Annotated in this window: 31 protein-coding genes; 25 read left to right on the forward strand and 6 right to left on the reverse strand. The window is 48.4% G+C overall.

The window, feature by feature from the left end:
• Nucleotides 1-402: 402 nt before the first annotated feature.
• The 25 genes from LBQ00_02325 to LBQ00_02445 all read left to right on the forward strand — a co-directional run bounded on the left by LBQ00_02325 (nucleotide 403) and on the right by LBQ00_02445 (nucleotide 18,107).
• The gene (locus LBQ00_02325; GenBank protein ID MDR2017702.1) at nucleotides 403-1,125 is read left to right on the forward strand and encodes a UPF0280 family protein; all 723 of its coding nucleotides are present in this window, start codon (nucleotides 403-405) and stop codon (nucleotides 1,123-1,125) included.
• A gap of 46 nt (nucleotides 1,126-1,171) precedes the next feature.
• Nucleotides 1,172-1,579, forward strand: coding sequence for a 4Fe-4S binding protein (locus tag LBQ00_02330; GenBank protein ID MDR2017703.1), 408 nt, complete (start codon nucleotides 1,172-1,174; stop codon nucleotides 1,577-1,579).
• 459 nt (nucleotides 1,580-2,038) lie between these two features.
• A complete protein-coding gene (locus LBQ00_02335; protein MDR2017704.1) occupies nucleotides 2,039-2,242 on the forward strand; it encodes an aminotransferase class V-fold PLP-dependent enzyme in 204 nt (67 codons plus the stop codon).
• 108 nt (nucleotides 2,243-2,350) lie between these two features.
• The gene (locus tag LBQ00_02340) at nucleotides 2,351-2,746 is read left to right on the forward strand and encodes a hypothetical protein (protein MDR2017705.1); all 396 of its coding nucleotides are present in this window, start codon (nucleotides 2,351-2,353) and stop codon (nucleotides 2,744-2,746) included.
• A complete protein-coding gene (locus tag LBQ00_02345) occupies nucleotides 2,743-4,017 on the forward strand; it encodes a MiaB/RimO family radical SAM methylthiotransferase (protein ID MDR2017706.1) in 1,275 nt (424 codons plus the stop codon). The genes LBQ00_02340 and LBQ00_02345 overlap by 4 nt, the downstream gene beginning before the upstream one ends.
• Before the next feature lie 47 nt (nucleotides 4,018-4,064).
• A complete protein-coding gene (locus tag LBQ00_02350; GenBank protein MDR2017707.1) occupies nucleotides 4,065-4,364 on the forward strand; it encodes a YggT family protein in 300 nt (99 codons plus the stop codon).
• Between the two features lie 44 nt (nucleotides 4,365-4,408).
• Nucleotides 4,409-4,675, forward strand: coding sequence for a DUF167 domain-containing protein (locus LBQ00_02355; GenBank protein MDR2017708.1), 267 nt, complete (start codon nucleotides 4,409-4,411; stop codon nucleotides 4,673-4,675).
• Nucleotides 4,676-4,805: 130 nt separating this feature from the next.
• Nucleotides 4,806-5,324, forward strand: coding sequence for a DUF177 domain-containing protein (locus LBQ00_02360; protein ID MDR2017709.1), 519 nt, complete (start codon nucleotides 4,806-4,808; stop codon nucleotides 5,322-5,324).
• 13 nt (nucleotides 5,325-5,337) lie between these two features.
• On the forward strand, nucleotides 5,338-5,520 hold the full coding sequence (gene rpmF, locus LBQ00_02365; protein MDR2017710.1) for a 50S ribosomal protein L32: 183 nt from the start codon (nucleotides 5,338-5,340) through the stop codon (nucleotides 5,518-5,520).
• 3 nt (nucleotides 5,521-5,523) lie between these two features.
• Nucleotides 5,524-6,531, forward strand: coding sequence for a phosphate acyltransferase PlsX (gene plsX / locus LBQ00_02370; GenBank protein ID MDR2017711.1), 1,008 nt, complete (start codon nucleotides 5,524-5,526; stop codon nucleotides 6,529-6,531).
• Between the two features lies 1 nt (nucleotide 6,532).
• Nucleotides 6,533-7,696, forward strand: a complete 1,164-nt coding sequence (locus tag LBQ00_02375; GenBank protein MDR2017712.1) for an acyl-CoA dehydrogenase family protein — start codon at nucleotides 6,533-6,535, stop codon at nucleotides 7,694-7,696.
• Nucleotides 7,696-8,634 carry an ACP S-malonyltransferase gene (gene fabD, locus LBQ00_02380; GenBank protein MDR2017713.1) on the forward strand — a complete coding sequence of 313 codons (939 nt, stop codon included), beginning with the start codon at nucleotides 7,696-7,698 and terminating at the stop codon, nucleotides 8,632-8,634. The genes LBQ00_02375 and fabD overlap by 1 nt, the downstream gene beginning before the upstream one ends.
• A 28-nt stretch (nucleotides 8,635-8,662) precedes the next feature.
• Complete coding sequence (gene fabG, locus LBQ00_02385) at nucleotides 8,663-9,388, forward strand: 3-oxoacyl-[acyl-carrier-protein] reductase (protein ID MDR2017714.1); 726 nt, start codon at nucleotides 8,663-8,665, stop codon at nucleotides 9,386-9,388.
• A 42-nt stretch (nucleotides 9,389-9,430) separates the two neighbouring features.
• A complete protein-coding gene (locus tag LBQ00_02390) occupies nucleotides 9,431-9,670 on the forward strand; it encodes an acyl carrier protein (GenBank protein MDR2017715.1) in 240 nt (79 codons plus the stop codon).
• 16 nt (nucleotides 9,671-9,686) lie between these two features.
• Nucleotides 9,687-10,928 carry a beta-ketoacyl-ACP synthase II gene (gene fabF, locus LBQ00_02395; GenBank protein ID MDR2017716.1) on the forward strand — a complete coding sequence of 414 codons (1,242 nt, stop codon included), beginning with the start codon at nucleotides 9,687-9,689 and terminating at the stop codon, nucleotides 10,926-10,928.
• Entirely contained in the window at nucleotides 10,925-11,380 is a 456-nt protein-coding gene (rpiB, locus tag LBQ00_02400) for a ribose 5-phosphate isomerase B (GenBank protein ID MDR2017717.1), read from the forward strand. The genes fabF and rpiB overlap by 4 nt, the downstream gene beginning before the upstream one ends.
• Nucleotides 11,381-11,382: 2 nt before the next feature.
• Nucleotides 11,383-12,633: a serine hydroxymethyltransferase gene (locus LBQ00_02405; GenBank protein ID MDR2017718.1), complete on the forward strand. Its 1,251-nt coding sequence runs from the start codon at nucleotides 11,383-11,385 to the stop codon at nucleotides 12,631-12,633.
• Between the two features lie 32 nt (nucleotides 12,634-12,665).
• On the forward strand, nucleotides 12,666-13,109 hold the full coding sequence (locus LBQ00_02410) for a cytidine/deoxycytidylate deaminase family protein (protein MDR2017719.1): 444 nt from the start codon (nucleotides 12,666-12,668) through the stop codon (nucleotides 13,107-13,109).
• Entirely contained in the window at nucleotides 13,106-13,570 is a 465-nt protein-coding gene (nrdR, locus tag LBQ00_02415) for a transcriptional regulator NrdR (protein ID MDR2017720.1), read from the forward strand. Before LBQ00_02410 ends, nrdR begins: the two co-directional genes overlap by 4 nt.
• 57 nt (nucleotides 13,571-13,627) lie before the next feature.
• Nucleotides 13,628-14,731, forward strand: coding sequence for a bifunctional diaminohydroxyphosphoribosylaminopyrimidine deaminase/5-amino-6-(5-phosphoribosylamino)uracil reductase RibD (gene ribD / locus LBQ00_02420; protein ID MDR2017721.1), 1,104 nt, complete (start codon nucleotides 13,628-13,630; stop codon nucleotides 14,729-14,731).
• Nucleotides 14,712-15,359: a riboflavin synthase gene (locus tag LBQ00_02425; protein MDR2017722.1), complete on the forward strand. Its 648-nt coding sequence runs from the start codon at nucleotides 14,712-14,714 to the stop codon at nucleotides 15,357-15,359. The genes ribD and LBQ00_02425 overlap by 20 nt, the downstream gene beginning before the upstream one ends.
• A 1-nt stretch (nucleotide 15,360) precedes the next feature.
• Complete coding sequence (locus LBQ00_02430) at nucleotides 15,361-16,566, forward strand: bifunctional 3,4-dihydroxy-2-butanone-4-phosphate synthase/GTP cyclohydrolase II (protein ID MDR2017723.1); 1,206 nt, start codon at nucleotides 15,361-15,363, stop codon at nucleotides 16,564-16,566.
• A 13-nt stretch (nucleotides 16,567-16,579) separates the two neighbouring features.
• Nucleotides 16,580-17,038, forward strand: a complete 459-nt coding sequence (ribE, locus tag LBQ00_02435) for a 6,7-dimethyl-8-ribityllumazine synthase (protein MDR2017724.1) — start codon at nucleotides 16,580-16,582, stop codon at nucleotides 17,036-17,038.
• Nucleotide 17,039: 1 nt separating this feature from the next.
• Entirely contained in the window at nucleotides 17,040-17,480 is a 441-nt protein-coding gene (gene nusB, locus LBQ00_02440) for a transcription antitermination factor NusB (GenBank protein ID MDR2017725.1), read from the forward strand.
• A gap of 117 nt (nucleotides 17,481-17,597) precedes the next feature.
• The gene (locus LBQ00_02445; GenBank protein MDR2017726.1) at nucleotides 17,598-18,107 is read left to right on the forward strand and encodes an NYN domain-containing protein; all 510 of its coding nucleotides are present in this window, start codon (nucleotides 17,598-17,600) and stop codon (nucleotides 18,105-18,107) included.
• Between the two features lie 485 nt (nucleotides 18,108-18,592).
• On the opposite strand, the gene LBQ00_02450 is transcribed toward LBQ00_02445, so the two are convergent.
• The 6 genes from LBQ00_02450 to LBQ00_02475 all read right to left on the reverse strand — a co-directional run bounded on the left by LBQ00_02450 (nucleotide 18,593) and on the right by LBQ00_02475 (nucleotide 23,419).
• Nucleotides 18,593-19,618, reverse strand: a complete 1,026-nt coding sequence (locus LBQ00_02450) for a VacJ family lipoprotein (GenBank protein ID MDR2017727.1) — start codon at nucleotides 19,616-19,618, stop codon at nucleotides 18,593-18,595.
• Complete coding sequence (locus tag LBQ00_02455) at nucleotides 19,615-20,208, reverse strand: ABC transporter substrate-binding protein (protein MDR2017728.1); 594 nt, start codon at nucleotides 20,206-20,208, stop codon at nucleotides 19,615-19,617. Before LBQ00_02455 ends, LBQ00_02450 begins: the two co-directional genes overlap by 4 nt.
• A gap of 19 nt (nucleotides 20,209-20,227) precedes the next feature.
• Nucleotides 20,228-20,719, reverse strand: coding sequence for an outer membrane lipid asymmetry maintenance protein MlaD (gene mlaD / locus LBQ00_02460; protein ID MDR2017729.1), 492 nt, complete (start codon nucleotides 20,717-20,719; stop codon nucleotides 20,228-20,230).
• Entirely contained in the window at nucleotides 20,716-21,966 is a 1,251-nt protein-coding gene (locus tag LBQ00_02465; protein ID MDR2017730.1) for an ATP-binding cassette domain-containing protein, read from the reverse strand. Before LBQ00_02465 ends, mlaD begins: the two co-directional genes overlap by 4 nt.
• An 8-nt stretch (nucleotides 21,967-21,974) precedes the next feature.
• Entirely contained in the window at nucleotides 21,975-22,793 is an 819-nt protein-coding gene (locus tag LBQ00_02470; GenBank protein ID MDR2017731.1) for an ABC transporter permease, read from the reverse strand.
• Nucleotides 22,794-23,002: 209 nt separating this feature from the next.
• On the reverse strand, nucleotides 23,003-23,419 hold the full coding sequence (locus tag LBQ00_02475) for a secondary thiamine-phosphate synthase enzyme YjbQ (GenBank protein ID MDR2017732.1): 417 nt from the start codon (nucleotides 23,417-23,419) through the stop codon (nucleotides 23,003-23,005).
• Nucleotides 23,420-23,471: the final 52 nt, after the last annotated feature.

Raw genomic sequence — 23,471 nt, forward strand, 5'->3', positions numbered from 1 at the left:
CTTATATCTGCAGGTCTCCTGTGTTTTGGAAAACGGCTTGATATCAGTTCATATTGAGCTTCGTTAATTTCCATATAGTATAGTAGGTATATTTCGTCTTATGGTGATAAAGCCCTAGCTTGATCTCATGTCGACACTATCTAAATCATGTTGGTTTTATTTTAGAGGGAAAGGTCAAGTCTTCATCATTATGTTAGCAGGGGAAAGGTCAGTTCTCATAAATCAGATTGCCGGTCCCGCGTTGGAGGAGCCATTTATTTGACTAATAGGATTCTGGTTGATATATTTAAGTCCGCATGTTCTATAGGATTAATGAGGGGAACCGGCGGTTCCAGGTGGTTATAGTGCCTCAAACAGGGGAATGATCGTATGGAAAGCTGGTGCTGAGGAAACGGTTGCCCCATGTATGAGGAAAGATTTTACCGCGGCATAGCGAAGCCCCCTGACCTTGCCTGCTACGAGGTGAAGATCAAGGAGACAGACCTACTCTGTTGTACCGCGGTGAACATAGAGGGCTTCATAAAAGAAAGAGTGCTCTTTTACCGAAATCAACTGGAAGAGTATATTCGAATCAAACCAGCGTTTAAAGATAGCCTTGTCCCAGTCGGGCATGACCTTTTTGCCCCCATCATGGTCCGAAAGATGATTGAGACATCCCAAGCTCTCGGCATTGGACCGATGGCCACCGTGGCAGGCGCCATGGCTGAATTCGTTGGAAACGATATTGCTCACCTTTCGAATGAATATGTGATAGAAAACGGAGGTGACATTTCCCTGTTCACGGAACGGACGAGGCTTGTTATGGTTTACGCCAAGGATTCCCCCTTCAGTGGGCGCATCGCAATCAGGATCAGACCTGATGATGAACCTTATGGAGTCTGTACGTCTTCAGGGACAGTGGGTCCGTCCATGAGCTTTGGTATGGCGGACGCAGTATGCATCCTCGGGCGTTCCGCGCTTTTTGCGGATGGACTTGCCACGAAGGTGGGAAACGCTGTGAAAAAGAAAGAAGATATACCGCAGGCAATCGACGAGGGAAAAGTATTTCCGGGCGTCATCGGCATACTTGTCATATTTGGTGATCACATCGGGTTGTGGGGCGATATGGAAATTACCGGATTGTAATACGGGGGTCTTTAAGCAGTGGACAGATTATAAGAGAGGGAATGTGATGAAGAAAAGAATCATCCTTAGGTTCAAGAGAAATACGATAAATAAGCCCATAGTCTACAGATTGGCGCGGGACTATGATCTGGTATTCAATATCCTGAGGGCGAATGTGTCGCCAAGGGCGGAATCTATGATGGTGTTGGAAATCGAGGGAACGGAGGAGAATTTCGACAAAGGCATGGGGTATTTGAAGAGCCTGAATATTGATGCTGAACCGATAGAGCAAGATATTCGGAGAAACGAGATGAAGTGTGTTCACTGTGGGGTATGTACTAGCGTATGTGCGCCGGAGGCTCTCTATGTGGATCGGAAGGACATGACGGTGGCAATTGATTACGAGAAGTGCGTTGCTTGTGAACTTTGTGTGAGGGTGTGTCCTGTAAAAGCGATGAATGTATGTTTTGATTGAGGGTGAAGAAATGTGAAGAGGATCTACTTTGACTACAACGCCACAACGTCGGTTGATCCCGTAGTAACTTCTCTGGCACAGCTTTTTCGAAGAACTGTTCGGAAACCTCTCAAATGTGCGCTATGCAGGCAAGGCGGTGAGGGGTTATTGCGAGAACGTGAGAGAGCAGGCAGCCGAATTTATTTGCAGTGATCCCAAGAGATCGTGTTTACGAACTGTGGGTAGGAAGGCGATAACTACTCCATAAAAGGGGGCTGCTTACTCAAGAAGGGACAGAGCAACTATATAATTCTACATCCGTTGAGTATCTCGCTGCGCTGAGTACATGCAGATATCTGGAAATCAAAGGTTTCGAAGTCACATACTTGCATGTTGACGACTACGGTTGGATTGAGTCTTGGGATGCGAAAGGGACAATAAGGGGCGACACTATACTCATTACGGTGATGTCCGCAAATAATGAGATCGGCACATGGTTCCGGTGAAACAGGTCGGCGTTGTTGCAAGAGAACACGGTGTTCTGTTGCACCAGGATATGTCCAGGCCTTGGGCAAGGTACCCATCAACGTGAATGAGCTTAATGTGGATCTTGCCAGTTTTTCGGGTCACAAGGTATGTACCCCGAAAGAGGTGGAGGTTCTCTTTATCAAGGAAAGAGATTGAGATAGAAATTTTCATCATGGAGGGAGTCAGGAGTTGTCCCGCAGGGTGGGCTGAGAATATGATCGGAATAACGCCTTCAGCAAGGCATGCGAAATTGCACGGTTCCACATGGAAGAACGAAATGCGACAATGGAGTCCCTCCGGCAGAAACTGTTTGAAGAGATTATGAACAGTATAAAGAATATGAAACTGAACGGAGATCCGGCGAGGAGGTTGCCAAATACGCTCAATCTAAGCTTTTACGGCGTGGAGGGAGAGCCTCTCGCCATCGTCGCCCTTGATTTGAACGGAATAGCAGTCTCATCGGATTCGGCGCGCTACAGAGCCCTCTTGTGTTCTCGCGGCCATGGGAATACTCTGCAAGGACGCTGTCCGCTTGAGCTTGGGCAAAGACAACAAAGAGGAAGATATGGAATATGCAATTTCGGTCTTTCCAGGAGTTGTAAACAGATTGATAGAGATGTTTTCCTGTTGCAAGCCGGACTTCCACTAAGACACTTATGAAATTCTTTGTCCATACTACGGGCTGCAAAGCGAACCAGTGGGATTCACATGTAATCATGAACAGACTCCAGGAAGCTGGTTTATCTCCCGACTCGCTTGCCGAAGCTGATGTAATTGTGGTGAACGCATGCGCATTGACGGAAGGTGCCGAGCGTGACACAAGAAGGTTCATTGGAGGGCTGAGAGAGAAGAACGGTACGGCCCGCATCATTCTTACCGGGTGTCATGGCCAGATATACCCCGAGAACTCGTTCGGAGCCGATACGGTCCTGGGCCAGGGGGAGAAATTCAAGATCGGAGAGTATCTCTACAAGAAGGGCAGGTTTGTCGCTGAAGCGACGGCCATCCCCATGGATGCTTTTGGAGTCCCGGAGCCCAGAGCGGATAAGACCCGATTTTTCTTCAAGATTCAGGACGGGTGCGACCATTTCTGCTCTTACTGTGTGGTTCCGTCAGCAAGAGGGAAGCCTAGAAGCAGACCCTTGCCGGAGGTGATGGAGGCGCTCAAGATTCTCAGAAAACGGGGTGTTAAGGAAGTTGTCCTTACCGGTATAGAGGTCTCTTCCTACCTTGATCAGACAACCGGAACGGACTTTAAGGGACTGCTCAGACTGATCGACGAAATAGAAACCCCCCCTCGAATCCGGCTAAGTTCCGTTGATCCGCTCTATTTGGATGATGAGTTTGCGGAGATTCTCGCTGGGTCTGCAAAGATAGCCAAGAGTCTGCATATCCCCCTGCAGAGCGGGTCTGACAAGGTACTGAGAGAGATGGGGAGAAATTACACCGCCGGGTATATAAGGACGGTAGTGGAGTTGCTGCTCGCAGCTGTCGATGGCATCGGCATAGGCATGGACGTAATTGCCGGTTTTCCAGGAGAAGGAGAACAGGAGTTTGCTGATACCGTGAGGCTTATAGAGACTCTTGACGTATATTACCTGCACGTGTTTCCTTTTTCTGCCAGACTTGGTACCCGCGCTTTCGCCATGGAATGTAAGGTGCCGACGGAAGTGAAGAAAAGAAGAGTATCTGTTTTGAAAAAACTTGATGCTGCGAAAAGGAGGAGATTCTGCCTGCGTTTTATCGGAAGCGAGGCGTGGATAATACCAGAAGGGAAGATCTATAAAGGAAATTTTATGAGGGGATATACGGACAATTACCTTCCCGTTTACCTGCGATGGAATAAAAATATTGAAAATAGTTTGATCAGAGTTAAAATAAGAGAGATACAGGGGGATATGCTGATAGGTGAAGTGGTTGGAAACCCATGATCTAAAAATTGTCGTTCCGTTTCCAAAATTTTGACTGTGGAGAAGTTATGTTTGTTTTTGGTAATCTTTTAAGTGGAATAGCGTATATAGTTAATCTACTGTTTGAGATATATTTGTGGATGGTAATTATAAGGACGATCCTTTCCTGGATCCGGCCAAACCCATACCATCCCTTGGTCAGGATTATTTATGGGGCCGTGGATCCTGTGACATACCGAATTTCAAAACTTCTTCCCATGAGGGCAGGCATGTTCGATATGGCGCCCTTTGTAGTCATACTGATCATCATTTTTCTCCAGCATTTTCTGGTAAGAAGTCTTTACGACCTGGCCGCCAGGCTGGGATAGGGAAACCCTTCGTTGTCCATGATGACGTTGGGTTTGCGTGTGATATGAACATAGAAATAAGGGTGGTGACAAGAGCAAAGAGGCAGGCGATCACGAGAGAAGGAACCTCCCTGAAAGTCAAGCTGACCTCGCCTCCAAGAGACGGCAAAGCAAACGAGGAACTCATCGGAAACCTCGCGACTTTCTTTGGTATCAGGAGGTCCGATATAGTAATTGTGAGAGGAGAAAAGGATAGGCGCAAGGTTGTCTCAGTCCCTCTGACTGAAGATGAGTTTATGGTAAAGATGGCGGGAATATCGGAGGGTAAATGAGCATGCCCTGTGAAAATACCATGGCCTCCCAAGAGGGCAAATATGGGAAAAAGGCAACGGTTACAACGAGTTAATTTGCTTGACAACCAAGTTTAAACCCATTATATTATCTAACTTTTAGAGAAGGTTAATGGTTATCAGAGTCTCTGAGATAGAAGGAGAAGTAAGAATAAAGGGTGCCGTGGAGGGTTTGAAAACTCCTGGCGCAGAAGAGGGCGCTGATGTAGTATTCCATACCCCGGTTGAATATGAGCTTCTGGTCAGAAGGAGTGGAGACATCATGCGTGTCAAAGGATCGGTAGGCTGTACTCTTACGTTGACATGCAGCAAGTGCATGGATGAGTTTGCCTTTCCGGTTGACGCGGAGTTGGATATAGAACTTGCACCGAAAACGCTGATGCTGTCGGCGTCGGAATTGGAACTTAAAGGTGAGGACCTTGATGTGTATTACTATGATGGGGATGAGATTGAGTTTGATCCTTTCATATACGACGAAATAATGCTCAACGTGCCAATCAAGCCTGTCTGCGGAGAGGATTGTAAAGGGTTGTGTGAGGTATGCGGAGCTAACAGGAATCATGAAGAGTGCCGTTGCGCTGTGACAGCGGGCACATTGTTTGGCGAGAAATTAAAATTTTTTTTAAATTAGCGAGGAGAGTGTCATGGCTGTTCCAAAGAGGAAGACGTCACAATCAAAAAGGGATAAAAGAAGAACCCATTATAAGGCCACCCCGGTGACGGTGGTTGCTTGCCCGAGCTGTAAAGAGCCTAAGCTTCCACATATGATCTGTCCCAAATGCGGGATGTATAAAGGGAAGAAATACCTGGAAGTAAAGGAAGCATAGTTAATGGTGAGGATTGCAGTAGATGGCATGGGGGGGGATTTTGCGCCTCATGCGGTTATAAGAGGGGCCGAGGCGGTACACAGCGCGAGGATCGCAGATGTAGTCCTTGTCGGCGATGAAGCGAGGCTCAGCCCCTTGGTACACGATTCGACCATCCAGATTGCCCATACCCCAGTTGAAGTGGGAATGGATGAATCACCCTCGAACGCCCTGAGAAAGAAAAGAGACTGTTCCATGAACGTAGCCTTGGAGCTTATGAAGGAAGGGACTGTCCAAGGAGTGGTAACAGCCGGAAACTCGGGGGCGGCAATGGGTTTTTCTATTTTTACTCTGGGGAGATTGTCCGGTGTTGACAGACCCGCCATTGCCACGCTGCACCCGAACGCAAAAGGTGGCACCACGGTGCTCATAGATTCGGGCGGCAATGTGGACTGTAAGGCAGGCCATATCGTTCAATTTGCCATAATGGGTGATATTTTCGCCCGATGCGCTTTTGGCTTTGCGGCCCCGAAAGTAGGATTGCTGAGCAATGCCACGGAGGAGACGAAAGGCAATGAACTTACCCGTGAGGCAAACAGCATTCTTAAGACCATGGACCTTAATTATCTCGGATACGTGGAAGGGACCGATATACACAACGGAAATACGGATGTAGTGGTGACCGACGGATTTGTCGGAAACGTGGCTCTCAAGATTACCGAAGGGATAGCCGAGATGCTGATGCTCTCCCTGAAGGAACAGGCAAGAGACAGAGCCAACGATAAGACCGGTCAGGCTGTACTCGAAGAAACAATGAAGCGGGTTAATCGGAGGTTTGATTACACCAACATCGGGGGAGCGCCCCTTTTGGGTGTCGACGGAATCTCCATTATTTGTCATGGCAGATCAAGCCATCATGCGATACGAAGTGCCATCATTATGGCAAAAAACTTTGTGGATAAGAATCTGAACCAGTCAATCAAAGAAACAATGCGGAATTACGAGTCGCTTCAGAAGATAAAGGAGAGATAGGATGGATTATTTCCTCACAGAAGACCAGAAACATATTCGTTCTCTGGCTCGCAGAATCGCGGAAGAAAAAATTGTGCCGATTAGAGCTGAGCTGGATGAAAAAGAGGAGTTTCCTTGGAGTACGATGAAAGTATGCGCCGAAACAGGCCTTTTTGGCGTGAGTATCCCGATAGAATATGGCGGATTAGGCGGTGGGTGTCTCGAAAACTGCATTGTTGTCGAAGAATTGAGTAAGGCATGTCTTGGCGTTTCGGTAAGCTATGCGGCGAGTCTGCTCGGTGCATACCCGATCCTGATCGGCGGATCTGAGGAACAGAAGAAAAAGTACTTGAGCCAGATCGCCTCGGGCAAGAAGCTAGGAGCTTTCGGCCTCACCGAGTCGGGTGCGGGGAGCGACGCCCAGGGTATCAGAACCGAAGCAAAAAAAGTGGGAGACTACTATATTCTTAATGGCACGAAGCAGTGGATTACAAATGGAGGGGAAGCAGACATTTACACGGTCGTAGCAAAAACCGATAAGACTAGAGGCGGAAGGGGTGCTACGGCCTTTATCGTGGAAAAAGGTATGGAAGGCTTCTCTTTTGGCAAGAAGGAAAACAAACTTGGCATCCGGGCATCAGCAACCCGTGAGCTCGTATTTCAGGATTGCAAAATTCCCAAAGAAAATGTTATAGGTAGAGAAGGAATGGGATTTATTTATGCTATGCGGACCTTTGATAAGACAAGGCCTGGCATTGGCGCCCAAGCTGTAGGGATAGCCCACGCTGCACTTGATGCCGCCGTGCACTATGCAAAGGAGCGGGAGCAGTTTGACAGGAAGATAGCATCCTTCCAGGCTATCCAGCATATGCTCGCCGACATGGCGACGCAGGTTGAAGCTGCCCGCGCTCTGGTATATTCAGTGGCGCGCTTTATAGATAGCAACCCGAAGGATACTTCGAAAGTTTCTGCCATGAGTAAAGTGTTTCCAAGCGATGTGGCGATGAAAGTCGTTGTGGACGCAGTGCAGATCTTCGGTGGTTACGGATATATGAAGGAATATCCCGTCGAAAAAATGATGAGGGATGCAAAAATATTACAGATTTATGAAGGGACGAACCAGATACAGAGAAATGTGATAGGGCTTGAGCTTATCAAGGAAGCGGCCCAGAAGAGAAGCAAATAATGAAAAAGGTAGGTATTGTATTTCCAGGTCAAGGCTCGCAGTATGTGGGTATGGGGAAAGAACTGTACGATCAGTTTGAGGATGTACGGACCCTGTACAAGACAGCGGATGCAGCCTTGGATTTCCCGATAACGGACCTCTGTTTCAACGGGCCAGAAGAGGAATTGAGACAGACGTACAACACTCAGCCTGCGTTACTCCTTACGAGTTATGCCGTGTGGCAGGTATTAAGGAAGGAGACTGGGATTGCCCCGCATATGCTGGCAGGACACAGTCTTGGAGAATATACGGCGATGCTCGCGGGCGGCTTCTTTACTTTTGAGGATGCTCTGAAGATAACGAAGAAAAGAGGTCTTCTTATGGAGGAGTCGTGTCCAAAAGGGAAGGGCGGTATGGTGGCGCTCATAGGGGCGGATATGGGGAAGGTTGAACCTGCACTCCAAGAAATTTCTCATGGAGACTATGTGGCTGTCCCGGCCAATCTTAACTCTGCCGATCAGGTGGTCCTTTCCGGCGACATTGATGCATTGAAAGAGAGTGTCGAGAAATTGAAGGGCATTGGATTCAAGAAGGCCGTTTTTCTGAATGTGTCCGGGCCTTTTCACAGCCCCCTTATGAAAAAGGGTGCGGATAGGCTCAGGGAAGAGCTTAATGCCCTGCAAAAATATGACACTATATATCCGGTTATTTGCAACGTGGATGCCTCACCTGAGCAAAGCGGTAACGCTATTGTGGAAAAGCTTTACAGGCAGATGTTCTCTCCTGTTCGCTGGGAGCAGAGTGTCCGGAGAATGGCGCAGGAAGGTGTTGAAATTTTCGTCGAGGTAGGACCTCAAAAGGTGCTTGCCAATTTGATCAAGAGAATTGAACCAGTCGTTCCCTGCTATAGCGTTGAGGGGATGAATGATATGGAAGTTCTGAAGAGAGCGCTTGCATGACACAAAAGCCCACAAGGAGTATTTCCCGATGAAAAATACGGTTACGATTGTTACGGGAGCCGCGCAGGGCATAGGGAGAGAAGTCGCCTCGTTTCTTGCCGAAAAAGGCGGAGATATCGCCATATTTGATATTGCGGATGCAGCGGAGACGGTGGAGAGGGTGAGGGTGCAGGGTCGCAAAGCCGAATTCTACCATGTGGATGTGACTGATTTTCGTGCGGTGGAGGTGGCGGTTGGCGAGGTTCAGAAAACCTTTGGCAAGATAAATGGTCTTGTCAACAATGCTGGTATCACTAACGACAAGCTTCTCATACGCATGAAAGAAGAAGATTGGGACAGAATCATCAATGTGAATCTGAAGAGCGCTTTCAATTGCACCAGGGCGGTGGTCAAATCCATGCTGAAAACAGGTGGGGCTATAGTGAATATCACCTCTGTCGTGGGCGTGATGGGGAACCCTGGCCAGGCCAATTACGCAGCCAGCAAAGCGGGGCTCATAGGGTTCACAAAGAGTGTGGCGAAGGAATATGGAGAGAGGGACATCAGGGTTAACGCGGTCGCGCCGGGTTATATAAGAACCAAGATGACGGACGAACTGACTGAGAGACAAAGGGACGAGATGCTAAGGGCAATTCCCTTGGGCAGGCTCGGAAAGACCACAGATGTTGCACGTATTGTTTATTTTCTTCTCTCGGAAAGTGGCGGTTACATTACCGGAGAAGTAATAAACGTAAACGGTGGTTTACATATGTAGTGGGAAATTTTTCCCCCTACTTATCATTGAGGAGGTGATTCGATGACAGTATCAGAAAAAGTAAAGAAAATGATAGTGGATCAGCTTGGAGTGAATGAGTCCGAGGTAATTCCCGAGGCAAAGTTTATCGACGATCTCGGAGCGGATTCTCTTGATATTGTTGAGTTGATCATGGCGTTGGAAGATGAGTACGGTATTGAGATACCCGATGAAGATGCGGAGAAGATAGAAACGGTAGGAGATGCAATCAGATACATTGAGGAGCATATGACGGAAAAATAACGAGGGGTGGACGGCATTGAAGAGGAGAGTAGTTGTCACAGGAGTAGGTCTGGTAACACCCTTGGGTAGCGCAAACGAGAGTGTCTGGAACCGAATACTGAAGGGTGAGTCGGGCGTGTCAACCATTACTAGGTTTGACACGTCCCGCTTTGACACGAAGATTGCGGGAGAGATCAAGGACTTTAGTCCGGAAGATCACATATCCCACAAAGAGATCAAGAAAATGGATCTTTTTATCCAGTATGTTCTGGTCGCAGCAAGGGCTGCCATAGGCGATGCAAAACTTGATATGAAGTCTGAAGATGCGACCAGAGTGGGAGTTGTTGTCGGCACAGGTCTCGGAGGTCTTCCAACCTTAGAAAAGTACCACACCATTCTTCTTGAGCGAGGCCCCAGCAGAATATCGCCCTTTTTCATTCCCATGTTAATTGCGAACGAGGCGCCAGGGCATATTGCCATTGAGCACGGAATCAAGGGTCCCAATCTTTGCGTGGTGACAGCCTGTGCGACGGGCGCTCATTCCATCGGTGATGCGTTCCGGATCATTCAATATGGAGATGCGGACGTCATGGTTGCAGGTGGTACGGAAGCCAACATCACCCCCCTTACTGTGGGCGGCTTTAACGCAATGAAGGCCCTTTCAAGAAGGAACGATGAGCCGGCCAAAGCTTCAAGGCCGTTTGAGCGAGACCGGGATGGATTTGTCGTGGCGGAGGGCGCAGGTGTTTTGGTTCTGGAGGAACTTGAGCACGCAGTGAAAAGAGGCGCGAAGATATATGCAGAGCTTGCCGGTTATGGCTATAATGGCGATGCGTACCACATTACCGCACCGCACCCTGATGGGGAAGGGTTTGTAAGATGCATGAAAATGGCTTTAAAGGATGCAGCAGCATCCGTAGAAGATGTGGATTATATTAATGCTCATGGGACTTCCACCGACATGAATGATCAAATTGAGACGATGGCGATCAAGGAAGTCTTTAAAGACTTTGCTTATAGGATACCCGTGAGTTCCACAAAATCAATGACGGGCCATCTGCTTGGCGCTGCCGGTGCCGTAGAAGGTGTTTTTACAGTTCTCGCCATAAGGGATCAAGTGTGCCCGCCCACCATTAACTATGAGAATCCGGACCCTAAATGTGATCTTGATTATGTGCCTAATATGGCAAGAAGCCATAAAATAGAATTGGCGATGTCAAATTCCTTCGGTTTTGGCGGGACTAACTGTACGCTCGTTTTTCGGAGATTCAAGGCGTGAAGGTAGCCATAGGTTCAGATCATGCGGGATACGAGTTAAAGGAATACCTGAAGAATATCTTGAAGTTGGGGGGCTACGAGTGTACCGATGTGGGAACAGACACGGAGGTGTCGGTGGACTACCCGGATTTCGGTCTGAAAGTGGCCGGACTTGTATCGTCCGGTGAGGTAGAAAAGGGTATTCTGGTTTGCGGTACCGGTGTCGGGATGAGCGTTGTGGCTAATAAAGTAAAAGGAATCAGGGCTGCACTCGCCCAAGACCTTTACGCTGCCATACAGAGCAGACGGCATCTAGACACAAATATCCTGGTTCTCGGGGGCCGTGTGATCGGCAAAGGCCTTGCAGAGGAGATCGTCAAGGTATGGTTCGATACTCCTTTCGAAGGTGGGAGGCACGGCAAGAGAATCGACAAAATTTTGGTATGGGAAGATAAACACCTCTTAAGGTCATAATAATGAAGAAAGAAGATTGCAAGGACCAGCAGATTTATGAGCTTGTAAGGCGTGAAATTGAGCGCGAAGAGCACAGTTTAATACTTATAGCTTCGGAAAATTACGTGGACGAGGAGATCTTGGATATCCAGGGCTGTGTATTGACGAACAAGTACGCTGAAGGGTATCCGAGCAAAAGATACTACAGCGGTTGCCGGTTCTTGGACGAGATTGAAGCCATTGCGATCAATCGGGCCAAAACACTGTTTCAGGCAGAACATGTGAATGTTCAGCCCCACTCAGGTTCGTCTGCGAACATGGCGGTTTTTTATGCGGTTCTGGCTCCTGGAGACAAGATTCTTGGCATGGATATTGCTCATGGAGGTCATCTTACTCATGGTGCCCGTGCCAGTTTTTCCGGCAAATATTATAACGCCATAGGATACAAGGTCTCATCAACGGATGAGATGCTTGACTATGACGAAATCCGCGCCATTGCCCTCAGAGAAAAACCGAAAATGATCATTGCGGGCGCAAGCGCCTATCCCAGGATTATAGACTTCAGGAAATTCAGAGAGATCGCCGACGAGGTTGGGGCATATTTGACGGTCGACATGGCCCATATCGCCGGACTCGTGGCGGTGGGTTGCCATCCAAGTCCTATGGAACATGCGCATTTTGTGACCACCACCACCCACAAGACGTTAAGGGGCCCCAGAGGAGGGTTGGTCTTCTGCAAGAAGGAATTTGCAAAGGCGATTGATTCAGCTGTTTTTCCTGGTCTGCAGGGGGGTCCTCTCATGCACGTCATTGCAGCAAAGGCGGTCGCGTTTCAACAGGCAATGACACCGGAATTCACGCAGTACCAGAAACAGGTTATAGCCAACGCAAGGCGTTTGTGCGGCAACATGGAAAAGAGAGGATACAGGATAGTATCTGGTGGTACGGACACACACCTGTTCCTTGTTGACCTCTCGGGCAAAGGAATTACCGGAAAAGAGGCTCAGGAGTATCTTGAGTCCAGCGGCATCATGATCAATAAGAACCTTATCCCCTTTGATTCAAAGGGGCCTAATATTACGAGCGGAGTTAGGATTGGGACTCCTGCAGTTACGACAAGAGGAATGAAGGAAGAGGAAATGGACGTGATCGCGGAGTTGATGGACAAAACCTTGACGAATCTTAACAACGAAGCGATCTACAGTGAAATAAGAGGCCAAGTGAAGGCCTTATGCGAGAGATTTCCTTTCTACTCCCGTATGCGTATGGTATGAGTATTTCCCGTCCTGGCTGGGATTCTTACTTCATGGAGATAGCGAGAATCGTCTCGAAAAGGTCTACATGTAAAAGAAGAAGCGTTGGGGCGTTGATCGTAAAGGATAAGAGAATTCTTTCCAGTGGATACAATGGTGCACCTATGGGGCTTGCTCATTGTTCTGACAGGCAGTGTCTCAGAGAGATACTCAAAGTTGCACCTGGGGAGAGACACGAGTTGTGCCGTGGTCTGCACGCCGAACAGAATGCGATCATCCAAGCTGCATATCATGGTGTCTCCATAAATGAAGCCCAGTTGTACACAACCCATTTACCCTGCTCAATATGTATAAAAATGGTTATGAATGCTGGCATCTCAACGGTTCTCTACATTGACGGGTACCCTGACGAGCTTGCCTCTGAGTTGATGAACGAATCGGCAATGATCATACGAAAAGTCAAGATGGCAGGAAGGGCCACCAAATTGCGGACATGAAATGTCCGTTTTGCAGTCACATTGAGAGTAAGGTGCTTGACTCAAGACTAAGCAAAGAAATGGATACCATAAGGAGACGGCGCGAGTGTCTCAAGTGTGGAAAGCGGTTCAGTACGGCTGAAAGACTTGAAGAAGGTTTGCCTCTCGTAGTTAAGAAGGACGGCAGGAGGGAGATTTTCGACAGGATTAAGATACTTGGCGGATTGAAGAAAGCCTGCGAGAAGAGACCGGTAAGCATTACAAATCTTGAAAAGATAGTTTTAAGAATAGAACACAATTTGCTCGAAAAAGGCGAAAAGGAAATCAAGGCGTCCGAAATAGGGGAGATGGTCATGGCTGAATTGAGGAAACTTGATGAGATCGCGTACGTCAGGTTTGCCTCCGTTTACAGGCAGTTCAGAGATATCAGTGAATTTATGGAAGAGTTAACGGATCTCGTGCTCCACAAGGGCGACAGTTAAACAGAGCAGAGTGTGCGGAGGGGTTGTGAAGCCGCATACCTCTTTAGAGGACCTACCGTGAAAGAAGAAGATTACATGCGCATGGCGCTTTCTCTAGGGAAGAGAGGGCTTGGCAGTGCGTCACCCAACCCCATGGTTGGCGCGGTTCTGGTGAAGGGGAAACATATTGTAGGAAAAGGGTATCACAAAAAGGCGGGACTTTTTCATGCCGAGATCGTTGCAATTAACGAGGCGAAGGAAGAAGCCCGTGGCGCCACACTTTTTGTGAATCTTGAGCCTTGTGCTCACGTGGGTAAGACGCCGCCATGCGTCGAGGCGGTGGTCAGGGCGGGAATAAAAAAAGTTGTGGTATCCATGCTTGACCCTAATCCTCGGGTGAATGGTAAAGGCGTTGAGGCGCTTAGGAACGCTGGAATAGATGTTAAAGTAGGTCTTTTGGAGGAAGAGGCTAAAAAGCTGAACGAAGCTTTTATGGTGAACATGGAAAAAAAGAGGCCCTTTTTTATCATGAAAGCCGCAGTGAGTCTCGACGGAAAGATAGCGACCAAGACTTGCGACTCGAAGTGGATATCAAACGAACAATCGAGACGCCATGTAAATCAACTCAGGTCGGTGATGGATGGGGTAATGGTGGGCATCAACACCGTGATATCGGATAACCCTCTGCTTGTTCCGAAAGTGGCGAAACCAAAAAAGATACCCATACGGATAATTCTTGATTCAAAGCTCCGGATTCCCCTCTCCTGCGACGTGGTAAAGACAGCCGAAAAATACCCTACCTGGATTTTTGCTTCCGAAGATTCCCGTCACGACAAAGAAATACGCCTGAAGTCGCTCGGACTTGACGTGATAAGAGTACCAAAAGATGACAATGGACGGGTCTCTTTGAAGCATGTATGCGATAATCTCCACCAGAGAGAGATGCAGAGCGTGCTCGTGGAAGGGGGAGGTGAGCTTAACAGCGGTCTCCTTAAAGAAGGGCTTCTGGATAAAATCCTTCTTTTTTATGCACCGATCCTGATCGGAGGCAAGAACGCTCTGAATCTCATAGGAGGAAAGGGGATAGATTTTCTGCGTGACGCCCATAAACTTGATGTTGTAACCGTGAAGCGGTTTAAGGAAGATATCTACGTAGAGGCCTATGTTCACAGGGATTATTGAGGATGTAGCAAGAATATCGGATATCAGGAAACTGACGGGTAAGTGGGAAATTTACATTCATACGAACCTGAATCCTCATGGCATCCGGGAAGGAGACAGTATCGCGATTGATGGTGTATGTCTCACGGCCGCTGTGGTTACAAAGGACGGGTTCCGTGCCGACGCATCTCTTGAGACCCTTCGTGTGACGACCCTGATGGAAAAGAAATCAGGAGATTTTGCTAATATGGAAAGGGCTATGGCTTCGGACGGCAGGTTCGGCGGGCACATCGTGATGGGCCATGTGGATGGGGTTGGTTTTATCAGGGACATAAGTGAATCAGGCGATTCGTTACGATTTGACATTGAGACGAGTCCCAATGTTGCCCGCTATATCGTGAGGAAAGGGTCGGTTACCCTGGACGGAGTGAGCTTGACAGTAAATGAACGAAATGATACCTTATTTACGGTTAACATAATCCCGTACACCGCATCAAAGACTGCAATAGGCGGCAAGAAACTGCGGGACAAAATGAATATAGAGACCGATATTATCGGTAAATATATAGAGAGTCTCATGAAGGAAGGCAAGGGTGGGGGCGTTGACATGCGCTTCCTTTATGAGCACGGATATATAAAAGGGGATTGATATGGCAGTGTCGAGTATCGAAAGTGTAATTGAGGATGTTAGAAAAGGGAAAATGATCATCATAGTCGATGACGAAGACCGGGAAAATGAAGGAGATGTCATGGTGGCGGCGGAAAAAGCCACCCCTGAGATGATCACTTTTATGGCCCGGTATGCCTGCGGCCTTATTTGTCTGTCCCTCACGGAAGAGCGGGTCAAAGGCCTTGATCTTCCTTTGATGGTACGGGAAAATACGTCGCCTCATAATACAGCCTTTACAGTATCCATAGAAGCAAGAAGAGGGGTGACAACTGGTATTTCGGCGCCTGACAGGGCTAAGACTATCCAGGTAGCCATCGACCAGGAGTCGAGACCGGATGATCTCGCGAAGCCAGGTCACGTATTCCCGTTAATGGCACGAAACGGTGGGGTACTGGTACGGGTTGGTCATACCGAGGCTTCAGTTGATCTGGCGAGGCTTGCGGGCCTGAAACCAGCAGGCGTCATCTGCGAGATTATGAAAGAGGACGGCACCATGGCGAGAATGGCGGACCTTGAGCGGTTTGCTGGGCAACATGACCTGAAGATCGTTACGGTGGCAGACCTGATCAAGTACAGGACCAAGAACGAAAAGCTGGTGAGAAGAGCCACGGAGACTAGGATTCCCACAAAGTACGGCGGAGAGTTTATGCTGGTGGGATACGAGAATGATGTCGACAAAGAGACCCATCTGGCCCTCGTGAAAGGTGATATCGGGCCTGATGACGTGGTCTTGGTGCGGGTCCACTCGGAATGTTTTACCGGAGATGTGCTCGGGTCCGTGAGGTGTGACTGCGGTGAGCAACTCCAGTCCGCCCTCAATATGATAGATAAAGAAAAGAAGGGCGTGTTCGTATACATGAGGCAGGAAGGGAGAGGAATAGGGCTCATCAATAAGCTCAAGGCATACAACCTTCAGGATAGCGGGCATGATACCGTGGAAGCAAATATTGCCCTCGGTTTTTCCCCCGACCTGAGGGATTATGGCATTGGCGCACAGATTCTCAATGACGTGGGTGTGCGAAAGATGAGACTTCTCACCAACAATCCCAAAAAAATAAAAGGGCTGGAAGGGTACGGTCTGACAGTGGTGGAAAGGGTGCCTCTGGAGATGTCCCCTACAAAAGACAACGTTGCGTATCTGAAAACCAAGCAAGAGAAACTTGGTCATATTCTGAACAATATATAAGGAAGGAGCCTGTATGGTATACGAGGGGAAACTGGATGCGAAGGGTCTCAGGCTTGCGATTATTGTCAGTCGGTTTAATAGTTTTATCACTGAGAGGCTCCTTGAAGGAGCGATGGATGCCCTGAAAAGACATGGGGCCAAAGATGGGCAGATAGACATCTATAAAGTCCCTGGCGCCTTTGAGATACCTCTTATGGCCAAGCGACTTGCGAAGGAGCCTGAGTTGGACGGCATCATATGTCTTGGAGCGGTCATAAAAGGCGCGACTGCACATTTTCATTACGTCGCCTCAGAGGTGGCTAAAGGCATAGCTCACGTTTCCTTGGAGAGTGAAAAACCGATCTCCTTCGGCGTGATCACCAGCGAGAATATTGAACAGGCAATCGAGAGGGCGGGGACAAAGTCGGGAAATAAAGGGTTTGATGCCGCCATGTCAATCATAGAAATGGCAAATCTTTTAAAAATGAGGTAATGTGCGCAGACGTAAAGCCAGGGAATTAGCGCTCAGAATGCTTTATCAGCTGGAAACAAATGGCAATGATCTTGAACAGGCCCTTCTGGCATATTGCGAGTCTTTTCCCTATCAGCAGGATATAGTGGAGTATGCACGGACGATTCTTTCCGGGATAAAGAGAGAGAAAGAAAAGATTGATGTATACATTGGACAGGCATGTGAAAACTGGAGGATGGACCGCATTACTCACGTAGATAAAGGGATTATGAGGCTGGGTGTCCACGAGATGTTGTTTTCTACCGATGTACCGCCGAAAGTCGCCATAGATGAGGCGATAGAACTGGCCAAGAAATACGGAAGCGAGGACTCCAGGGAATTTGTAAACGGAGTGCTTGACAGAATTATGAGAGAACATTACCGAGACCGGGAACCATCTGTGATCACCGGTACGCGCCCCTGACCGGGCATCCTCCCCTTAATTTTATCCACAAGAGGAACCGCACATAGCCGTTTTGTGGGAAGAAGTGCCTGCGGCAGGTGGAGCGGTCAGTATGAGGTTTAAGGAAGAAAGAGTCTTATGGTACATATTGTCATTGATGGATACAACTACATGATGAGGACTGTAGCCTCAAGGGTACAGAATGGCGCAAACCTGGATGTGTTGAGGCGAGGTGTGCTTGAAAAACTTTCCCGCTATAAGAGGCGTAAGGGTTCCAAGGTGACGATCGTTTTTGATGCGTATAACAGTATGTCCCCGGGAAGGCAAAGAGAGAGCTATCTTGGTGTTGACGTGGTCTATTCCAAGGAGAACGAGACAGCGGATGACGTTATTATCGGCTGGATCAGGGAGCGCCGGGCCGGCATGGTTGTGGTTACCTCCGACCGCGCGATAATAGATGAAGCGAAAAGAGCGGGCGTTGCATTTATCACTCCTAAAGCACTAGAAGAGATGATTGCGGACGGGATGACCGGCAAAGACGAGGGGTCCGACGACGAAGAAGAGATCTCCCCAAGAAAAAAGGGGAATCCGAGAAAGCTCCCAAAGAAACTGAGAAAAGCGACCAAGGCCATACTTAAAATCAGTTGACCCACCCCATCGGCGTTGTAACGCTGCCCGGTAGAGGCGGGCATAGACCTCACTTTAGAGCTGGTTCCATTCACCGTATTGTATGGTCACGCCATACCACATAAGCCAAGCGTCTTTAATCCCTGCTGGGAGGCGGGGCGCAAAAAGACATAAGACGAGCCCTACCCATTTTCTTATATGCGTTAATTCTTGTCCGCCCTTCAGGGCAAACTCTTGTTGCGCTTTGAATATCTGGTGTATGCTGCCATTAAAAAAAAGTACGTCCTTTGATAGCAGCATATTTTCCATAAAGATAGGGCACGATCAAAACCTGATTTGTTGTGAATGTTCTGGCATTATTAATCTCTACAGGTCTAATTCCCCGCCCCTTGGGACGCGCTTGCCTAATAGTCAGTTCGTAAACCCTTGGATTCCCCGCCGCTTATGGCGGGGAGGTTCATCTGTTAATCTGCCTTCACTCACCGTTGATGCCGATAAATTCTCCCTTATTCCTTGGTCATATTCTTCCGGTACTGGGCATAAAAATCCCGCATCGCCACGTAAGGGTCAATCGCGGCCATTTTCAACGCCTCGTAATCCCCGATATGAAACGATGTGTAGTTGACCTTGTTATGAGTAAAGAGTATGACGCTTAAGGGATTGATGAGTTCGTCTCTTGCACTGGACGGCCAGATGACATACGTCGTGGGTGTCAATAGCCAATCTCCGGCGAAACCGGCGGAATCGCGGATGCTTGATGGTCCTATGAAAGGCCATACGATATAAATCCCGAAACCAAGGCCGTATCTTCCAAGGGTCTGTCCGAAATCAGCCTCGCGCCCGGTTATCCCGAAACATTCTTTCGCACAGTCTCTGAGGCCTGCAACGCCGACGGTAGAGTTGATAAGGAGGCGCGTAAATTCGCGTCCCGCATCACCGGGTTTGCCTTGAAGGAGATTGTTTACGATGCGAATAGGGGCTTTGATGTTCTGGTAGAAGTTGCCGACCAGCGCTCTGATGTCTTCGGGGAGAATGTAGCCATATCCTTTAGCAATTGGTTTCAGGGCCCAGAAATAGAGCTTGTCATTAAAATGATACATGGCCCTGTTCCACGGTTCAATGGGGTCGTAAATCTGTACCTCGTCGCCGGTCTCCTGGCCCTCGGCGACATTTCCATACTCGTCAAGCGTTTTACCTTTGAGCTCTTCTTCGTCGACATCACCGTACTCGTCGGAAGATTTACATACACCCCCTTCTTTCATGGCGCAGGGTTTCTCCGATACATTCTGCTCTTGCACGTTACCATACCCATCGTACGGCTTTACGTTACCTGGTTGAGAATCGGGTTTTCCCTCTCCGGCGTTCCTTGCTGCCTGCGGCAAATCAGCGATACCGGGAACCTGTGCTGAAGGATCTTCTGCCCCATGAACATGGCAGGACCATGAACATATGACGACCATGACAATGAAGCACGCTGCTGCCAGGTGATGATGTACTTTTTTCCGTAAAGCCGCCTGGTCAATGCGTTTCATTTCTTGTCGGTTTTTTTGCGCAAGGAATCAAGCAGTGCCTCCGGAGGGTTATTTCCAAGAATATCCCTGAACTGGGTACGATAGTTGTTGATAAGGCTTACACCCTCAATAACCACATCGTACACCTTCCATTCGCCACCTTTATTGATAACCCTATAATAGATGGACACATTCCCCTTATTTCCAGTTACCACGCTCTGAACCTCCGCCATGTTGTCGGAAATGGGGATTTCCTTTGTGAAATCGACTTGCTCATTTGTATATGCCGTAATTTTATCGACATATGCGTCCTTGAGGATTGTTCTGTACAGGCTTACAAATTCCTTTCGTTGTTCCTGAGAGAATTTGTTCCAGTTTATCCCCAGCGTTCTTTTTGAGAGCTCAACGAAGTCAAAAAGCTTGTCCGCAGCGGCCCAGATTCGCTGCCCTTTTACTTTCTTACCTGACTCTCCCTTGAGCTTGGGGTCCGTGAGAATATCTAGCACGCTATTCACATTTGTCTTCACCGTATCAAGGGGAGCGGCCGAGAATGCGAAGGAACAAGAGATCAATGAAATTATCAATGTTGATGCGATCAGCCATTTTTTCATAGACATCCTCTTTTTATTTTTATTGGTTATCCTGTTGTGTGGGTTTTTTGGGAGCAGGTTCATTTTTGACTTCCCCGAAGGCCACTTTACCAATCAGATCTTCAATATCAGCCGGTACGGAGGTTTGAGTGATCAATCCCCCGGTCTTCAGAATTTCTCCGGCTCCGCCTGGATCTATTTTCACATACCTGTCGCCGATAAGACCTTGGGACTTTACCGTCGCGGATGCATCGTCGTATATCTCCATACCTTTTTTCACATTCATTTTGACAAGCGCCATCTGCCGCTCCGCATCTATGGTCAATCCAGTGATGTGTCCCACCTCAATACCGTAAACATCCACGGAGCTGCCTACCCTGAGTCCGGAGACCGAGGTAAACCTAGCATAAAGCGGGTAGGTGTCTTCGCCGAAGAGGTTAACTTTACCCAGTTTCATCGCCATGTAGCCTACGCAGATGATCCCGAACACAATAAAAATACCTACTATCGTTTCCATGGAATACTTCTTCATTGTACGTTACCTCCAGATTCGCATAGGTACGTTGCGACCGCTTCCTGCGTCTTTTTGGCTTTCTCGATGATCAGTTCAATCTCGTCTAACGGAGAGACTTCAGTGAACCCGGCAAATATGTAAATATTAACGCATGCTCCAGGGCCCAAATTTGCCAGAGCAATACCCTCAATACGGGCAAACACCTTCTCGTGCAAGGCCTCCGCAAAACCCGCAACAAGTCGCCGCGCCTCGTCGAGGCTTGTGTGCGGGAATATGGTCAGAATCTCGTCCCTCTTGTGCCTGGCGGAAAATCCTCCTATGGAGGTGAAGTGCCTGTTGGCATATTCACCCAGTGCTTTCAATATCTCGACAGCCGCTTGTGGTCCCATAGCCTCATGAAGCACATTTAGCCGGATGGAAAAGAGGGCGGCTGAGACCGTCGGCGGTTTCGCGATGTTTCCCAGCATGGCCGAATAATGCACCCGGAACGCCTCCCTCGAAAGCAGACCTGTAAGCTCGTCCTGGAAGCCCTCAAGGCTCCGAAGGAACTCATCAATGAGAGGAATCTTCCGCTTGGTCGCTTGTTCGTAGGTACCTTCGAAACCGATTGATCCTTCCCAGAGAATAACGAGCCGGTCGGAGACAAAGAAGATATCGGGAATATCGTGGCTTATCATCACAACGGTGAAACCGAATTTTCTCCTGGCGTGAGCTATCATGCTCAGGATCATGTTCTTCCTGATAGGGTCCTGGCCGGTAGTCGGCTCATCAAAAAGAACTATCTTGGGGTCTGTCACAAGGGCGCGGGCGAGGGCTACCCGTTTCTGCATTCCCCCTGAGAGCTCGGAAGGATATTTGTAAATGGCCTCGGTAAGCTCCAGTTCCTCAATTCTCTTCAACACCTTTTTTTCTATCTCTTGTTTATGAAGATTAGTTATCTGCCGGAGAGGCAGGGCCACATTTTCAAAAACCGACATGGAGTCAAGGAGCGCATTGTTTTGGAAGAGATAGGCGATATTGCTTCTATATTCTTCCCATTCTTTCCTTTTCATCTTGTTGATCGGTTTTCCCTGAAAAAGAATCTCGCCTTTCTCCGGCTTCAGGAGTCCTATAATATGTTTAAGGAGTACGCTCTTTCCGGTGCCGCTCTTTCCGATGATCGTCGTGATCTGGTTTTCGTATATCTTGAGATTCACATCATTGAGGATGGTTTTTTGGCCGAATCGCTTCGTGACGTTCCGAAACTCTACAAGAGGTGTCTCCATGCTCATTCTCACATAAGAAATGAAGTTATTACATAATCGGAAATAAGGATTATGACACAGGAAAGGACGACGGCCGAGATGGTCGCGAGCCCCACCGCTTTTGCTCCATAACCGTCAGGCCGCATGTGGCAGAAGTAACCCTGAAAACAGCAGATGCAGGATACTATAGCCGCGAAGACCAATGCTTTTATGAATCCGCCCCGGACATCTACCATGGCTACGGATGATTGAACGCGATACCAGTACGTGCCTCCGTTGGTACCGAGCATGAGCGCGCCGGTGATGTAACCTCCCAAGATTCCGATCAGATCGAAAAACGCGGTGAGAAAAGGAAAGCTAATGATTGAGGCGGCGACCCTGGGGCTTATAAGATATCTGATCGGATCAATCCTCATGGTGTACAGTGCGTCTATCTGGTCGGAGATGCGGAGAATCCCTATTTCGGCAGTCATGGCTGAGCCTGCTCTCGCGGTGATCATGATTGCGGTCAGGACCGGCCCCAGTTCTCTGATTAGCGCCAGGGATATGGCGGACCCGAGCGCTCCCACGGAACCGAACTTTACTAGAGTGTAAAAAAGTTGCAGTCCCAGCACCATGCCGGTGAAAAGGCCTACAAGAAGGACTATGAGGGACGATCTGGCTCCAATGTGGAACACCTGGTTTACAATCTCAAAAAGTTGTCTTCTCCTGAAGATATTAATGAAGGCCATAAAAAAGAATACGGCCATAGCGCCAAGGCTCCCTATCAGGCGTAACGCCTCTTTGCCTATGGACGGAAAAAAAAGTGCGAGAGGATTACTTCGAGACGTCGATTCAATCTCTTTCACGCTTTCTCCTTCTTGGTAATCTCAAAGATATAGCCTCTGACACCATATATTGTAGTATTTTTAGCCTTATCGGTCCTTTTAGTCAAGTCAAAAGAGTTGCTCTGCCGCCGCAAAACAATCTCCCGTTACACCTATTGGCGCTCCATCAGGATACACCCGTCTTCTTCCCATGGCCTACACTCCCTTCTTGGACAAAAAGCATAAGGGACTCACTCTCCTATTATTTTGACAAGCACTCTCTTTTTTCTTCTCCCGTCGAATTCACCATAAAAGATTTGTTCCCATGGCCCGAAGTCCAGCCTCCCTCCGGTAATCGCTACTACAACTTCCCTCCCCATTACTGAACGTTTCAGATGGCCATCCGCATTATCCTCTCCCACGTTGTGGCGGTAACGGGAAACCGGTTCATGAGGAGCCAATTTTTCGAGCCATACGTCGAAATCGTGATGAAGTCCTGATTCATCATCATTGATAAATACGGATGCCGTGATGTGCATGGCATTTACCAGAACCAATCCTTCCGTTATGCCGCTCTCTCCGAGGCACCTCTCTACTTGGTCTGTGATGTTTATGAACGCTCGGCGCGTCGGTATATGGAGCCATAATTCTTTCCGATAGCTCTTCATTGGGTCGCCTCCACCATGATTGTGCTTAAGTTTACCGCCTGCCTTGCAGGTA

Source organism: Syntrophobacterales bacterium (assembly GCA_031274925.1).
In the GTDB taxonomy this organism is placed as follows: Bacteria; Desulfobacterota; Syntrophorhabdia; order Syntrophorhabdales; family Syntrophorhabdaceae; genus PNOM01.

Excerpts from the sequence above, each read along its gene's own strand:
- fabG (MDR2017714.1), top strand. The coding sequence starts at position 8,663 with ATGAAAAATACGGTTACGATTGTTACGGGAGCCGCGCAGGGCATAGGG.
- LBQ00_02350 (MDR2017707.1), top strand. The coding sequence starts at position 4,065 with ATGTTTGTTTTTGGTAATCTTTTAAGTGGAATAGCGTATATAGTTAAT.
- LBQ00_02345 (MDR2017706.1), top strand. The coding sequence starts at position 2,743 with ATGAAATTCTTTGTCCATACTACGGGCTGCAAAGCGAACCAGTGGGAT.
- LBQ00_02375 (MDR2017712.1), top strand. The coding sequence starts at position 6,533 with ATGGATTATTTCCTCACAGAAGACCAGAAACATATTCGTTCTCTGGCT.
- LBQ00_02340 (MDR2017705.1), top strand. The coding sequence starts at position 2,351 with ATGGAAGAACGAAATGCGACAATGGAGTCCCTCCGGCAGAAACTGTTT.
- fabD (MDR2017713.1), top strand. The coding sequence starts at position 7,696 with ATGAAAAAGGTAGGTATTGTATTTCCAGGTCAAGGCTCGCAGTATGTG.
- LBQ00_02430 (MDR2017723.1), top strand. The coding sequence starts at position 15,361 with ATGGCAGTGTCGAGTATCGAAAGTGTAATTGAGGATGTTAGAAAAGGG.
- LBQ00_02405 (MDR2017718.1), top strand. The coding sequence starts at position 11,383 with ATGAAGAAAGAAGATTGCAAGGACCAGCAGATTTATGAGCTTGTAAGG.
- LBQ00_02445 (MDR2017726.1), top strand. The coding sequence starts at position 17,598 with ATGGTACATATTGTCATTGATGGATACAACTACATGATGAGGACTGTA.
- nrdR (MDR2017720.1), top strand. The coding sequence starts at position 13,106 with ATGAAATGTCCGTTTTGCAGTCACATTGAGAGTAAGGTGCTTGACTCA.
- LBQ00_02425 (MDR2017722.1), top strand. The coding sequence starts at position 14,712 with ATGTTCACAGGGATTATTGAGGATGTAGCAAGAATATCGGATATCAGG.
- LBQ00_02330 (MDR2017703.1), top strand. The coding sequence starts at position 1,172 with ATGAAGAAAAGAATCATCCTTAGGTTCAAGAGAAATACGATAAATAAG.
- LBQ00_02455 (MDR2017728.1), bottom strand. The coding sequence starts at position 20,208 with ATGAAAAAATGGCTGATCGCATCAACATTGATAATTTCATTGATCTCT.
- LBQ00_02475 (MDR2017732.1), bottom strand. The coding sequence starts at position 23,419 with ATGAAGAGCTATCGGAAAGAATTATGGCTCCATATACCGACGCGCCGA.
- rpmF (MDR2017710.1), top strand. The coding sequence starts at position 5,338 with ATGGCTGTTCCAAAGAGGAAGACGTCACAATCAAAAAGGGATAAAAGA.
- LBQ00_02355 (MDR2017708.1), top strand. The coding sequence starts at position 4,409 with ATGAACATAGAAATAAGGGTGGTGACAAGAGCAAAGAGGCAGGCGATC.
- LBQ00_02390 (MDR2017715.1), top strand. The coding sequence starts at position 9,431 with ATGACAGTATCAGAAAAAGTAAAGAAAATGATAGTGGATCAGCTTGGA.
- mlaD (MDR2017729.1), bottom strand. The coding sequence starts at position 20,719 with ATGAAGAAGTATTCCATGGAAACGATAGTAGGTATTTTTATTGTGTTC.
- LBQ00_02325 (MDR2017702.1), top strand. The coding sequence starts at position 403 with ATGTATGAGGAAAGATTTTACCGCGGCATAGCGAAGCCCCCTGACCTT.
- LBQ00_02360 (MDR2017709.1), top strand. The coding sequence starts at position 4,806 with ATGGTTATCAGAGTCTCTGAGATAGAAGGAGAAGTAAGAATAAAGGGT.
- LBQ00_02465 (MDR2017730.1), bottom strand. The coding sequence starts at position 21,966 with ATGGAGACACCTCTTGTAGAGTTTCGGAACGTCACGAAGCGATTCGGC.
- LBQ00_02335 (MDR2017704.1), top strand. The coding sequence starts at position 2,039 with ATGAGATCGGCACATGGTTCCGGTGAAACAGGTCGGCGTTGTTGCAAG.
- LBQ00_02410 (MDR2017719.1), top strand. The coding sequence starts at position 12,666 with ATGGAGATAGCGAGAATCGTCTCGAAAAGGTCTACATGTAAAAGAAGA.
- plsX (MDR2017711.1), top strand. The coding sequence starts at position 5,524 with ATGGTGAGGATTGCAGTAGATGGCATGGGGGGGGATTTTGCGCCTCAT.
- ribE (MDR2017724.1), top strand. The coding sequence starts at position 16,580 with ATGGTATACGAGGGGAAACTGGATGCGAAGGGTCTCAGGCTTGCGATT.
- LBQ00_02450 (MDR2017727.1), bottom strand. The coding sequence starts at position 19,618 with ATGAAACGCATTGACCAGGCGGCTTTACGGAAAAAAGTACATCATCAC.